14 protein-coding genes are annotated in these 13,056 nt (G+C 66.5%); all 14 read left to right on the forward strand.

What is annotated here, in order from left to right:
• Positions 1 to 18 precede the first annotated feature (18 nt).
• The 14 genes from AB0O44_RS01220 (at position 19) to AB0O44_RS01285 (ending at position 12,965) form a co-directional block, all read left to right on the forward strand.
• Positions 19 to 801, forward strand: a complete 783-nt coding sequence (locus AB0O44_RS01220; RefSeq protein WP_364133297.1) for an RcpC/CpaB family pilus assembly protein — start codon at positions 19 to 21, stop codon at positions 799 to 801.
• Positions 798 to 2,000, forward strand: coding sequence for an AAA family ATPase (locus AB0O44_RS01225; protein ID WP_364133299.1), 1,203 nt, complete (start codon positions 798 to 800; stop codon positions 1,998 to 2,000). Before AB0O44_RS01220 ends, AB0O44_RS01225 begins: the two co-directional genes overlap by 4 nt.
• Entirely contained in the window at positions 1,997 to 3,463 is a 1,467-nt protein-coding gene (locus AB0O44_RS01230; protein ID WP_364133301.1) for a CpaF family protein, read from the forward strand. Before AB0O44_RS01225 ends, AB0O44_RS01230 begins: the two co-directional genes overlap by 4 nt.
• Positions 3,464 to 3,465: 2 nt before the next feature.
• Positions 3,466 to 4,410 carry a type II secretion system F family protein gene (locus tag AB0O44_RS01235; RefSeq protein ID WP_364133304.1) on the forward strand — a complete coding sequence of 315 codons (945 nt, stop codon included), beginning with the start codon at positions 3,466 to 3,468 and terminating at the stop codon, positions 4,408 to 4,410.
• Between the two features lie 13 nt (positions 4,411 to 4,423).
• Positions 4,424 to 5,305, forward strand: a complete 882-nt coding sequence (locus tag AB0O44_RS01240) for a type II secretion system F family protein (RefSeq protein WP_364133306.1) — start codon at positions 4,424 to 4,426, stop codon at positions 5,303 to 5,305.
• Between the two features lie 248 nt (positions 5,306 to 5,553).
• Positions 5,554 to 5,796, forward strand: coding sequence for a Flp family type IVb pilin (locus tag AB0O44_RS01245; protein ID WP_364133309.1), 243 nt, complete (start codon positions 5,554 to 5,556; stop codon positions 5,794 to 5,796).
• A 59-nt stretch (positions 5,797 to 5,855) separates the two neighbouring features.
• The gene (locus AB0O44_RS01250; RefSeq protein WP_138768593.1) at positions 5,856 to 6,086 is read left to right on the forward strand and encodes a Flp family type IVb pilin; all 231 of its coding nucleotides are present in this window, start codon (positions 5,856 to 5,858) and stop codon (positions 6,084 to 6,086) included.
• Positions 6,087 to 6,185: 99 nt separating this feature from the next.
• Complete coding sequence (locus tag AB0O44_RS01255; protein WP_364133312.1) at positions 6,186 to 6,560, forward strand: TadE/TadG family type IV pilus assembly protein; 375 nt, start codon at positions 6,186 to 6,188, stop codon at positions 6,558 to 6,560.
• The gene (locus tag AB0O44_RS01260; RefSeq protein WP_364133314.1) at positions 6,548 to 7,585 is read left to right on the forward strand and encodes a TadE/TadG family type IV pilus assembly protein; all 1,038 of its coding nucleotides are present in this window, start codon (positions 6,548 to 6,550) and stop codon (positions 7,583 to 7,585) included. The genes AB0O44_RS01255 and AB0O44_RS01260 overlap by 13 nt, the downstream gene beginning before the upstream one ends.
• A 44-nt stretch (positions 7,586 to 7,629) precedes the next feature.
• Positions 7,630 to 8,406 carry an RcpC/CpaB family pilus assembly protein gene (locus tag AB0O44_RS01265; RefSeq protein WP_364133317.1) on the forward strand — a complete coding sequence of 259 codons (777 nt, stop codon included), beginning with the start codon at positions 7,630 to 7,632 and terminating at the stop codon, positions 8,404 to 8,406.
• Positions 8,403 to 9,593 (forward strand): AAA family ATPase, encoded by a 1,191-nt coding sequence (locus tag AB0O44_RS01270; protein ID WP_364133320.1) that lies wholly within the window; start codon positions 8,403 to 8,405, stop codon positions 9,591 to 9,593. Before AB0O44_RS01265 ends, AB0O44_RS01270 begins: the two co-directional genes overlap by 4 nt.
• Positions 9,594 to 11,135: a CpaF family protein gene (locus AB0O44_RS01275; protein ID WP_364133322.1), complete on the forward strand. Its 1,542-nt coding sequence runs from the start codon at positions 9,594 to 9,596 to the stop codon at positions 11,133 to 11,135.
• An 8-nt stretch (positions 11,136 to 11,143) separates the two neighbouring features.
• Positions 11,144 to 12,076 (forward strand): type II secretion system F family protein, encoded by a 933-nt coding sequence (locus AB0O44_RS01280; RefSeq protein WP_290255904.1) that lies wholly within the window; start codon positions 11,144 to 11,146, stop codon positions 12,074 to 12,076.
• 7 nt (positions 12,077 to 12,083) lie between these two features.
• Positions 12,084 to 12,965 (forward strand): type II secretion system F family protein, encoded by an 882-nt coding sequence (locus AB0O44_RS01285; protein WP_290255905.1) that lies wholly within the window; start codon positions 12,084 to 12,086, stop codon positions 12,963 to 12,965.
• Positions 12,966 to 13,056: the final 91 nt, after the last annotated feature.

Below are 13,056 nucleotides of genomic sequence, written 5' to 3' on the forward strand. Positions count from 1 at the left end.
TATTTCTAAGGAGTTGAAATGAGAACACGCCTGCTGGGGGGCATTGCGGCTCTACTTGTTGCCATCATTGGCACAGTCCTATTGGTTTCCTATGTACAGAATGCCGATAAACGTGCTGTCGCCGGAACGGAAACAGAATCCGTGTATGTCGTACAGAAAGCAATTCCCGCCGGAACCTCGGCGGACAAGGTGGCCGGCATGGTGGTGAAAAAGGACGTCCCGAAGCTTGCGGTGGCGGACAACACCATCACCGATCTTTCCTCCCTGGGGTCGAAGGTCACGGCGGTCACCCTGGAACCGGGTGAGCAGTTGCTCTCGAGCCGCATGGTCGACGAAACCTCGTTCCTCGGCCCGTCTCGGGTCCAGGTGCCCACCGGGTTGCAGGAGGTCACGCTCAAACTACCCATCGAACGCGTGGCCGGCGGCATTCTGAAGGCTGGCGACACGGTCGGCGTCTTCCTCTCACTGGAATCGGCGGCCACGGGCACCGACGGCGCCAAGCTCAGCCGCACGCAGCAAACCTTCCACAAGGTCCTGGTCACTGCGGCGCAGTATAGCGACGGCGCGGCGACGCAGTCCGGAACGGCCTCGGATAGCGGCGGCGCAAGCCAGGTTTCCTCGACGACGTCGTCGAAGTCCTCCGGCGACGGCGGTTACCTCATCACCTTAGCGCGGAACAGCGCTGACGCTGAGCGGATCGTCTTCGCGGCGGAGTTCGGCAAGATCTACCTGTCCAAGGAACCCTCGGATTCCCCGGACGCCGGAACCGGCACGGTGGATGCGGCAGGGCTGTTCAAATGAGCCGCTTCGTCCTCATCACCCCGAATTCGGACTTCGAACGCCTGGTCCGTCTGGCCGTCAACGGAATGCACGGCGAGCTACACGTCTTCAAGGCGGACTACCTGCCCGAGGGACCTGCCGACATGCTGAAGCAGTTGGTCGGCGAACCGCCGGAGGTCCTCATCCTGGGACCGGGCGTCCCGGTGGCCGACTCGCTGAAACTGGCCTCCGTCATGGACTTGCAATACCCCGAGATCAGCGTCGTGCTGGCTTGCACTGCAGAACACGAAACCGTGGTCCAAGCCATGCGTGCCGGTGTCCGGGATCTCCTGGATCCCGACGCGGATCCCGACACCATCCGCGTCATGCTCGAGCGGGCCAGCCTCGCCGCTGCCGGCCGGCGCCGGGGGCTGGGTCCGCAGGCCACTGAGCACGCAGACCACGGCCCCGGCCGCGTGATTGCCGTGATGTCACCCAAGGGCGGCGTCGGCAAGACGACGGTGGCCACCAACCTCGCCGTCGGGCTGGGCAAGAGCGCACCGATGAGCGTGGTCGTGGTGGACCTGGACCTGCAGTTCGGGGACGTGGCCAGCGGACTGCTGCTCGAGCCTGAGTTCACCATCACCGACGCCGTGGCGGGAGCGGCCAGCCAGGATTCCATGGTCCTCAAGACCTACCTCACGGTCCATCCGGCCGGAATCTACGCGCTCTGCGCCCCTCGGACGCCGATTGAGATGGACCGCATCACCGCGGCCCATGTCAGCCACCTACTGGAGCAGCTGCGGCAGGAATTCCGCTACATCGTGGTCGACACCGCACCGGGCCTGGGCGAGCACGTCCTGGCCACGTTGGAGCAGGCCACCGACGCAGTCTGGATCTGCGGGATGGACGTCCCCAGCATCCGGGGACTGCGGACCGGGTTCCAGATCCTCGACGAGTTGAACCTGGTGCCGGCCCACCGGCACATCGTCCTCAACATGGCCGACCGCCGCGCGGGACTCTCGCTCAAGGACGTCGAGGCCACCATCGGCGCTCCGGTCGACGTCGTCCTCCCCCGCTCACGGACCCTGCCGTTCTCCACCAACAAGGGCGTCCCCATCCTCCAGGACAACAGCCGGGACGCGGCACTCAAGGGCCTGCGGCGCCTGGTCGACCGGTTCAAGCCGGACTGGGACGCCCGGCCCCACAAGCAACTCCACAGAAGGGCGGTAGTCCAATGAGCCTCGCGGACCGGTACCAGCAACTGCGCGGGGTCCCCGGGCCCACCGAAGCAAACAAGCCCGACGACGACGTCTTCGCCGCCCCCAACGCGCCGGCCACCCTCGGCCGGATCCTCGAGGCCAAGACCGCCGCGGAGGCGCAGCCCGCCGCCGAACTGCAGCAGACGGCAACGGTGGCCAGCGAGGCACTCAACGCCCTCAAGGAACGGGCCAGCGCGTCCCTCTTCGAACGGCTCGGCTCCCGCATCACGGACTCCTCGGTGGACGAGGCCGAGCTGCACCAGTCCGTCAAGGAAGAACTCAAGGCCGTCGTCGAAGAGGAACAGATTCCCCTCTCCGCGGCGGAACGCCAGCGGCTGATCCGGGACATCACCGACGACGTGCTGGGCCACGGACCCATCCAGCGGTACCTGGACGACCCGACCGTCACCGAGGTGATGGTCAACCGATTCGACCAGATCTACGTGGAACGCCAGGGACGGCTTCAACTCACCGATGCCAAATTCACCTCCGACGAGGCATTGCGCCGGGTGATCGAAAGGATCGTCTCCAACGTTGGCCGCCGGATCGATGAGTCCTCTCCCCTGGTTGATGCCCGGCTCTCCGACGGGTCCCGCGTCAACGCCATCATTCCGCCACTCGCGGTCAACGGTCCCGCCCTGACCATCCGCAAGTTCGGCCGGGACCCCCTGACGGTGCACGACCTGGTCACTATGGGCAGCCTCTCGCCCGAGATGGCCGAGTTGCTGCAGGCGTGCGTGCAGGCGCGGCTGAACATCATCGTCTCCGGCGGTACCGGCACCGGCAAGACCACCCTGCTGAACGTGCTCTCCTCGTTCATCCCGAGCACGGACCGGATCGTCACCATCGAGGACGCCGTGGAACTGCAGCTGCAGCAAGATCACGTGGTCCGGCTGGAGAGCCGTCCGCCCAACATCGAAGGCAAGGGCGAGATCTCCATCCGCGATCTGGTCCGCAACTCGCTGCGCATGCGGCCGGATCGGATCGTGGTTGGCGAGGTCCGCGGCGGCGAGTCCCTGGACATGCTGCAGGCCATGAACACCGGCCACGACGGGTCCATCTCCACCGTCCACGCCAACTCGCCGCGGGACGCCGTCGCGCGGTTGGAAACCCTCGTACTGATGGCCGGGATGGACCTGCCACTGCGGGCCATCCGCGAACAGGTTGCCTCCGCGGTGAACCTGATCGTGCACATCACCCGCCTCCGGGACGGCTCGCGCCGGGTCACGCACATCACCGAGGTTCAGGGCATGGAGGGCGACGTCGTCACGCTCCAGGACGCGTTCGTGTTCGACTACGCGGCCGGGGTCGACGGCAACGGCCGCTTCCTGGGCCGGACCATCCCCACCGGTGTCCGCCCGCGCTTCACCGACCGCTTCGCCGAGCTCGGGATTCCGATCTCGCCGGCGGTCTTCGGCGCCGCAGCGATGAGGGGGCGGTAACGGTGGAACTCTCTCCCCTGGTGTTTGTCGGCGGCCTGCTCCTGGTCTACGCCGCCCTGGCCATCGTGATCGTCGTCGTCTTCGCCTCCCGCAGCGTCCCCCTCTCGCGGCGACGTCCGGAGCTGCAGGCCAACCACAACTCCGGCCTGACGAAGCTGACCGACCATGCCGTGACTGCCCTCAACCAGCAGCTCCGCGGCCGGGGCCCGGGCCTGCTCAGCCGGGAACGGCTGGACAGCGCGGGCCTGAAGAAGCAGCCCGGTGACTACCTCCTGTTCGTCGGAGCCGCAGCCTTCGTCGCCGCGGTCATCGGGTTCCTGCTGGGCGGGCTGGTGCCGGCCTTCCTGTTGCTGTTGATGGCGCCGGTCGGGCTCCTTCTCCTGCTGCAGGTCCTGGTCTCCCGCCGACGCCGCAAGTTCGCCGAGCAGGTACCGGACGCCTTGCAAATGTTGGCCGGGGGGCTGCGGGCCGGACACAGCCTGCTCCGGGCGGTGGACGCCGCCGCGGAGGAAAACGAGTCGCCCATGAAAGAAGAACTCAGCCGGGTGGTCAACGAGACCCGGATCGGTCGGGACCTCGGGGAATCGCTGGCAGACGTGGCCCGGCGGACCGCCAACGAGGACTTTGCCTCCATCACCCGGGCCATCGAGATCCACCGCGAGGTAGGCGGTGACCTCGCGCAGGTCCTGGACAACGTGGGTGAGACCATCCGGGACCGGACCCAGCTACGCGGCCAGGTGAAGGCTCTCAGCGCGGAAGGACGTATGTCGGCGTTGGTCCTCATGGCTCTGCCGATCGTGATGTTTTTCGGACTCACGCTGTTCAACCCGCTGTATTCGAAGGTCTTCCTCACCACGTTTCCCGGCTTCCTGATGATCGTCACCGCCGTCGTTCTGCTGGCCGCCGGCGGATTCTGGCTCAGCCGCCTCATCAAACCAAAGTTCTGAGAGGACGAAGACTATGAATCCCATCGCTTATGCCGCCATCCTGGCCATCATCGCCCCGGTGTCCCTCATGACGTGGCTCGCCTTTACCGGCGACCGTGCCGGCCTGCGAAACATCCAAACCAACCTGGGGCGGCGCCCGGAGACGGCCGGGTCTTTGGTGTCCGCCGCTGGGCAGCTCGCGGCCCTCAGCCGAAGGGTCACCCCCAAGGGCTATGCCGCGTGGCTGGACAAGCAGCTTGCCGGTGCAGGGCGGCCGAAGGACTGGCCCCTGGGCCGCGTCATCATGGTCAAGCCGTTGTTGGCACTAACGGGAGCAGTACTGGGGACCATGCTGGTGGCCGGAAGCCCCACCATCACCAACGTCCTCCTGATGGTGGGCGTCACGGCGCTTGCCTACTTCGTCCCCGACATCTTGATCCGGAACAATGCCCAGAAACGTCGCGAGCAGATCAAGCTGGAACTGCCGGACACGCTGGACCAGATGCTGATCTCAGTTCAGGCCGGGCTCGGCTTCGAAACTGCCATGGCGCGCGCTGGCCAGAATGGCAAGGGTCCGCTTGCCGACGAACTCATTCGGACGCTGCAGGACATCCAGGTGGGACGGTCCCGGAAGGAGGCGTACCTGGCCATGGCGCAGCGCGTCGACGTCCCAGACCTGCGGAGCTTCGTTCGCGCCGTCGTCCAAGCGGACAGCTACGGCATCGCCATTGCCGGCGTGCTGCACGCACAAGCCAAGGACATGCGGGTGAAGCGGCGCCAGCGCGCCGAGGAACACGCCATGAAGATGCCGGTCAAGATGCTCTTTCCGCTCATCTTCTTCATTCTGCCCACTCTGTTCATTGTGGTGCTTGGACCGACTGCGATGAGCATCATGGACCTCTTCGACAAAAAATAAGCCGGCCCGCTCGCCGGCGGCCACAGACCGGACCCCCTCGGACCAGAGTCGAGGGGGTCCTTCTTTGTGGTGGCCACCCGTAAGGAGTCTCCGGCGCAGTATCGGCGCAGGTAAAGGGCAGGAAAGGGACAGTTCGTCAAGCCTTCACACAGGAAGTTGGAAAGTGGGGATCTCGGCGTGTCGGCGGTTGCTAAGTTCCTCTCAGTGCTGGTGCAGGGCCAGCCGCCCACCTCGCTCAGGAGTCACTCATGCGTTCCTTCTTCGCCACCATCGCAAGCCGCCTTCGCCGCGATCAGCGCGGCGCCACCGCCGTTGAGTACGGCATCATGGTCTCCCTTATCGCCGTTGTCATCATCGTCGCCGTTACCATGCTCGGCGGCACACTGAAGGAAACCTTCAACTCGGTCCAGTGCAGCGTCAAGGGCGGAACCTACACGGCGGCCGCAGCAGGCTCCCCGGCCGGCACCGCGGGCAGCTGCTCCAAGCCGTAAACTTCCGACCGTTCGTCTCAGGCCCGCCCCGGGCCGCACCCACTGCCCAGGAGGCACCCGTGCGTTCGTTCTTTAGCAGCCTTGCTGCCCGTCTGCGCCGCGACCAGCGCGGCGCCACCGCCGTTGAGTACGGCATCATGGTCTCCCTCATCGCCGTCGTGATCATCGTCGCCGTCACGATGCTCGGCGGCACCCTGAAGGACACGTTCACACAGGTCCAGTGCTCCGTCAGTGGCGGCACCTACGCTGCCGGCGCCGACGCGGGCAAGGCAACCTGCACACCCAAATAACGACTAGTCCAAGGCGCACGGCGCCCCGGATCGTGTGGCGGCGGCGTTAGCCGCCGCCACACTGGCATCTCCGATTCTCCACGGCAGGAAGGCGGTCCCATGTCCAAATCAAGCGAACGGGGTGCCGTCGCAGTGGAGTTCGCCCTGCTGGCCCCGGTCCTGGTCATGATCCTGTTGGGAATCATGGAATTCGGCCGCGCCTACAACGTGCAGATCGCTCTCTCCAGCGCGGCCCGCGAAGGCGTCCGGGTAATGGCCATCAATAACAACAGCACCGCCGCCAAAACGGCAGTCAAAAACGCTGCTGCCGCATTGCAGCCGGCCCTGGCTGATACCAACATCACCATCAGCCCCACCCCCTGTACGTCCGGTGCGCAGGTCACGGTCAAGATCACCTACACGCTCTCCACCTTGACCGGCATTGCCGGGCCGTTCCCGATGGAAGGCAAAGGAGTCATGCTGTGCGGAGGTTAGCTGGTCCGGTCCCTAGCGCGAACCGTGAGCGCGGCGGGATCGCCATCATGGTTGCGATTCTGATGGTGGTTCTGCTGGGTTTCGGCGCGCTGGCTGTCGACGTTGGCATGCTGTACGCCGAGCGAACCCAGCTTCGTAACGGTTCCGACGCCGCCGCGCTGGCCGTTGCGCAAAAGTGCGCCAAGGACATCAACGACGCCGACTGTTCCACCACTTCGGTGCTGGCACAGGGGCTGGCTAACGGCAATGCCGGCGACGGGCTAAGCAATATCAAGTCGCTGCTCTTGGACAAGACAAACCGCACTGTCACGGTCGCCGCCGGATCCCAGGAAGCGGGCAAGGCGCCCAACCAGGTTTCATTGTTTTTGGCCCGCGCCCTCGGCTATAGCTCCGCCGAGGTCTATGCCACGTCGAGCGTCACCTGGGGCAGTCCGATCAAGGGCCCAATGCCTTTCCCGGTCGCCTTCTCGATCTGCCAGGTGCAGGGACACGTCGACGGCACGCTGCAACTGCTGCAGGACCACGGCAGCAACGCCAACCCGGACTGCAACTACGGACCCTCCGGAGCCGCCGTGGCCGGCGGCTTTGGTTGGCTGGTCAGCGATCCTGGCGTGTGCGGCGGGCTGATCGACCTCGCAGCGGCCGAGAGCGGGAGCGACCCGGGCAACAATTCCCCATCCATCTGCGCCGCCACGCTGAACAGCTGGGCCGCCGACATCACCGCCGGCAAGGACGTCATCGTTTTGCTTCCCGTTTTCAACCGCGTCACCGGTACCGGCAACAGCGCCATCTACGGCCTGACGACGTTCGCCGCGTTCAAGGTCAAGGGCTGGAAGTTCAGTGGCAACAGTACGCTCCCGGACACCTTCCAAAATACGACGCCGACCGTCACCGCTGCCGTGGCCTGCGACGGCAACTGTCGCGGCATCATTGGCAGCTTCATCAAATACGTTTCCCTGGCGGATGGCTTCACCTTGGGTCCCGTCGACGCCAACGGCGCCACAATAGTCCGCCTTACCCAGTAGCACTTTGTACCTCGCCATCCCCCTCACCGGTTCAGGAGCAGTTTTTGAAGTCACGCTTATTGGCAGGCGTCGCGGCAGTCGTTCTCGCCATTGTCGGCGCCGTCCTCGTTATCAGCTACGCCCAGGGCGCGGACAGCCGCGCCGTCCAGGACCTAAACCCCGTCAGTGTCCTGGTAGTGCAGAAGACCGTCCCCGCCGGCACGCCGACCGCGAGTCTGCAGGCCTTCCTCGCAACCCAGGAGCTGCCCGGCACGGCCGTCTCGAAGTCGGCCCTGAAGAATCTTGATGGCCAGGGCGGCAAAGTGACCTCCGCGGAGCTGCTGCCGGGCGAGCAGCTGGTGGCGGAGCGGCTGATCCAGCCCGAGGAACTGAAGACCAGCGGCGCCGTCGATGTTCCCAAGGGTCTCCAGGAAGTCTCCTTCCAGCTAGAGCCGCAGCGAGTGGTCGGCGGCCGCATAGCTGCCGGTGACCACGTCGGTGTATTCATCAATCTCAAAAACGGCGGAATCGAGGGCAAAAGCGACAAGGAGACCACACAGCTAACTGTCCACAAGGCCCTCGTCACTGCTGTACAACGAGCCCCGGTCGCCACGCCCAGCCCCCAGCCTTCGCCAAGCGGCCCCTCGGCACCCACCGCCGACACCTCGTTGCCAGTCGGCTCAATGATCGTGACCGTGGCGGTCAACGATGTGGACGCGACGAAGATTGTCTACGCCTCCAACTTCACCGAAGTGGCGAGCATTTGGCTGAGCCGGGAACCGCTCGACGCCACGGACAGCGGCCGTCCCGGGATCATCACCCGTCCGGAGGTATACAAGTGAGCCGCTTCGTCCTCATCTCCCCCAACACCGACTTCGACGCGCGGCTTCGGCGGGCCGTCGGCGGCGGACTGACAGGCGGCGTCCAGACTTTTGCCGCCGTCGACCCCGCCAACCCGGGCGAACTCTTCGCCAAGCTGGACCAGGAACGCCCGGAGGTGCTGATCCTCGGACCCGATGTCCCGGCCGAGGACGCGCTCCGGCTCGCCACGGTCTTCGACGTCCAACTGCCCGAACTCAGCGTCATCCTGGTCGGGGAGGCGGACCCCGACGTCGTCCTGCTCGCCATGCGCGCCGGCATCCGCGACGTCCTTAGCCCCTCCGCGGACCCGGCACAGATCCGGGTGCTGCTGGAGCGGGCCTGCCAGTCCTACGCCAGCCGCAACCGCACCGCCGCGGTGCAAAACCCGGACGCCCCGCGCGGCCTGGTGATCGGGGTCTTCTCCCCCAAGGGCGGCGTCGGCAAAACCACCATCGCCACCAACATCGCCATCGGTCTGGGAAAGGTCGCACCGATGAGCGTCGTCGTGGTGGACCTGGACCTGCAGTTCGGCGACATCGCCTCAGGCCTTTACCTCAACCCCGAACACACCGTCACGGACGCCGTTTCTGCCTCCGCCAGCCAGGATTCCCTGGTCCTCAAGGCCTTCCTCACCGTGCACCCCAGCAGCATCTACGCGCTGTGCGCTCCGCGGACCCCGGTGGAGGCGGACAGCATCACCCCCCAGCAGGTCAGCCGCCTGATCGCCCAGCTTGCCGAGCAGTTCCAATACGTCGTCATCGACACGGCGCCCGGGCTGCCGGAGGTGGGGCTGGCAGCGCTGGAGCAGTGCACCGATGTCGTCTGGGTCAGCGCCATGGACGTCCCCAGCATCCGCGGCCTCCGCTCCGGCCTGGACATCCTCCGCCGGCTGGACCTGCTGCCCGAGACCCGGCACGTCGTGCTGAACATGGCCGATGCGAAGTCCGGCCTCAGCGTCCAGGACGTGGAGGCCACCATCGGCGCCCCGGTGGACGTGAGCATCCCCCGGTCCAAGGCCGTGGCCTACTCCACCAACCGCGGTATCCCCGTCCTCCAGGACGCCCGGCGGGACCCCGCCGTGAAGGGGTTGCGGCAGCTGGTCGCCCGGTTCGATCCGGCCTGGCGTGCCAAGGCCCAAAAGAAACTGCACCGAAGGGTGGTCGTCTAAATGAAACTCTCCGAACGCCTCTCGGCGGCAGAGGGCGGCCACGTCCCGGCAGCCCCGCAGCCGGCTCCCCCGGCGCCGCACTTGTCCCCTGCCCACGGTCATCCGCTGCCGACGCAGATCGGGGGCGGCTCCGCCCTCGACGCTGCTTCCGGGCACACTGCAACGGAACGCCACGAGCCCTCCCGCCTCTCCGCGGCGGCGCCGTCGCACGCCCTCGGTGAGCACCACGACGGCGGCCGCGGAGCCCAGCCAGTTGACGCCTTCGCCGCACTCAAGGAACGTGCCGCCACCGCCCTGTTCGAGCGGATGGGGACCCGCTTCAGCGACTCCGCCGTGAAGGAGGAAGAGCTGCGGGCTACCGCCCGGGACGAACTGATCCGCATTGTCGACGCCGAACAGGTCCCGCTGTCCGCAGAGGAACGCGGCCGGCTGGTCCGCGACGTCGCCGACGACGTCCTCGGCTACGGGCCGCTCCAACGGCTCCTGGACGACCCGGCCGTTACCGAAATCATGGTCAACCGGATGGACCAGATCTACGTGGAACGCAAGGGTCAGCTCACGCTCACGGACTCGCGGTTCAGCTCCGAGGAGCACCTGCGCAAGGTGATTGAGCGGATCGTTTCCAAGGTGGGCCGCCGCATCGACGAGTCCTCGCCCCTGGTGGACGCCCGACTCGAGGACGGCTCCCGCGTCAATGCCGTCATCCCGCCGCTGGCCGTCGGCGGGTCCTCGCTTACCATCCGTAAATTCAGCAAGATCCCCCTGACGGTGCAGAACCTGATCGAGTTCGGCACGCTCACCCCGGAGATGGCAGAGCTGCTCAACGCCTGCGTCCGGGCCAAGCTGAACATCATCGTCTCCGGCGGCACCGGTACCGGCAAGACCACCCTGCTCAACGTCCTGTCCTCCTTTCTGCCCCACGACGAGCGGATCGTCACCATCGAGGACGCCGTGGAACTGCAGATCCAGCAGGAACACGTGGTGCGGCTGGAGAGCCGTCCCCCGAACACCGAGGGCAAGGGCGAGGTCACTATCCGCGACCTGCTCCGCAACTCCCTGCGTATGCGGCCGGACCGGATCGTCGTCGGCGAGGTCCGCGGTGGCGAGTCCCTGGACATGCTCCAGGCCATGAACACCGGCCACGACGGATCACTGTCCACCGTCCACTCCAACTCCCCCAGGGACGCCGTCGCCCGCTTGGAGACGCTGGTCCTGATGGCCGGGATGGACCTGCCCCTGCGCGCCATCCGCGAACAAATCGCCTCCGCGGTGAACCTGATCGTGCAGATCTCCAGGCTCCGTGACGGCTCCCGGCGCATCACCCACGTCACCGAGGTCCAGGGCATGGAAGGGGACATCGTCACCCTCCAGGATGCCTTCGTCTTCGACTACTCCGCCGGCGTCGACGCCCATGGACGCTTCCTGGGCAAACCGGTGGCCACAGGCATCCGCCCCCGCTTCATCGACCGCTTCGAGGACCTCGGCATCTTTGTCTCGCCGAGCGTGTTCGCGACGCCGCTGGCCCCCGCCGGACGGGGGTGACCCGGACCGTGACTCTGTACGCCGGCGTCGCCCTCCTGGTCGCCGCCATCCTGCTCCTCGCCGTCGCCGTCGTGGCCCCCGGTGCGTCCCGGGTACCCCTGGACCGACGGCGGCCGGTACAGGTCGCCGCGGAGTCCTCCCTCAGCCGCTTCGCCGGATCCGCCGCGGGCCTGGCCGAGGGCTTCTTCGCACGCCGCAAGGTCCGGCTCTTCAACCGGGAGGCCCTCGAGCAGGCCGGTCTCCGCCTGGGACAGGGGGACTTCTACGTGCTGCTGCTCTCCGGCGCACTCGTCGGAGCCCTGGCCGGCCTCCTGGTGGGCGGCCCCCTCCTGGCGGTCCTCCTGGTCCTTCTCGCTCCGGTGGCGGGTCACCTGGTCCTCACCTTCCTCGCCGGCCGCCGCCGTTCCCGGTTCGATGACCAGCTCGGCGACACCCTGCAGCTGCTCTCCGGCGGCCTGCGCGCCGGGCACAGCATCCTGCGGGCCATCGACGCGGCTGGCAACGAATCCCAAAGCCCCACCGCCGAAGAGATGCGCAGGATCATCACGGAAACCTCGCTGGGCCGTGACCTGCTCGACTCCCTGACCGACACCGCGGACCGGATGCAGAACGAGGACTTCGTCTGGATCGCCCAGGCCATCCAAATCAACCGCGAGGTCGGCGGCAACCTGGCGGAAGTCCTCGACCAGGTCAACGAGACCATCCGCGAGCGCAGCGAGATCAAGGGCCACATCAAGTCCCTCGCCGCCGAAGGCAAATTCTCCGCCTACATCCTGATGGCCATGCCCGTGGGCATCGTGCTCATGCTGATGCTGGTCAACCCCGGCTACATGAACGTCATGTTCACCAACCCGCTCGGCTGGGGCATGATCGCCGCGTCCGTCATCCTGATGACCATCGGCGGTCTGTGGATGCGCAAGATTATCGACCTGAAGTTCTGAGGCCGCCGTGAACGCCATCCTCCTCGCCGGGCTGCTGCTGATCTGCCTGCCCCTGTCCTACCTGTCCTGGTCCGTGCTCTCGGTGGACCGGAAATCCCAGCGCGCCATCCGCCAGATGCTCGCCCTCGGTACCGCACCCGTAGAGGCCACCGAGACGCGCAAACGTGACGTGCTGGAGCGGCTGGGTCGCCGCCTCACTCCCCCGGCTTACGTGCGCAAACTCGACCACCTGCTGGCCCTCGCCGGCCGGCCGGCGTCGCTGCCCTTGGGCCGGGTGCTCGCCGCGAAGCCGCTGCTCGGCGCCGTCGGTGCCCTGCTGGGGCTGTGGTTCGCCAGCGCCCCCGCGCCCATGCTCAAGCTCGTGGGACTCTTCGTGATACTGCTGGGCTACTTCATCCCAGATCTGCTGCTGTACAGCAAGGGCCAGGAGCGTCAAAAGGCCATGCAACTGGAGTTGCCCAACACGCTGGACCAGATGCTGATCTCCGTCGAGGCGGGCCTGGGCTTCGAGGGCGCCATGGCCCGGGCCGGAGAGAACGGCAAGGGACCCCTGGCGGAGGAATTGGTCCGCACTCTGCAGGACATGCAGGTGGGTCGCAGCCGCCGCGAGTCGTATCAGGCCCTCTCCGAGCGCACCAGCATCCCCGAACTCCGCAGCTTCGTCCAGGCCGTGGTGCAGGCGGACACCTATGGCATCGCCATCAGCCGCGTGCTCAGGATCCAGGCGAAGGTCATGCGCGTCAAGCGCCGGCAACGGGCCGAGGAGAAGGCCATGAAACTGCCCGTGACCATCCTGTTCCCGCTGCTGTTCTTCATCTTTCCGGTGCTTTTCATCGCCATCCTGGGCCCCGCGGTTATCAACGCGATCAACACCTTCAGCGGCCACTGACGCCGCGCGTGGCGGGCGCCTTCGGGCCCGACAAGGTTCCCCTCAGGGTTTGCGCAGGATCATCGGGCGCCCGGACGGCCGCCCGGTCAAG

The organism is Arthrobacter sp. NPDC080082, assembly GCF_040686595.1.
Lineage (GTDB): Bacteria > Actinomycetota > Actinomycetes > Actinomycetales > Micrococcaceae > Arthrobacter.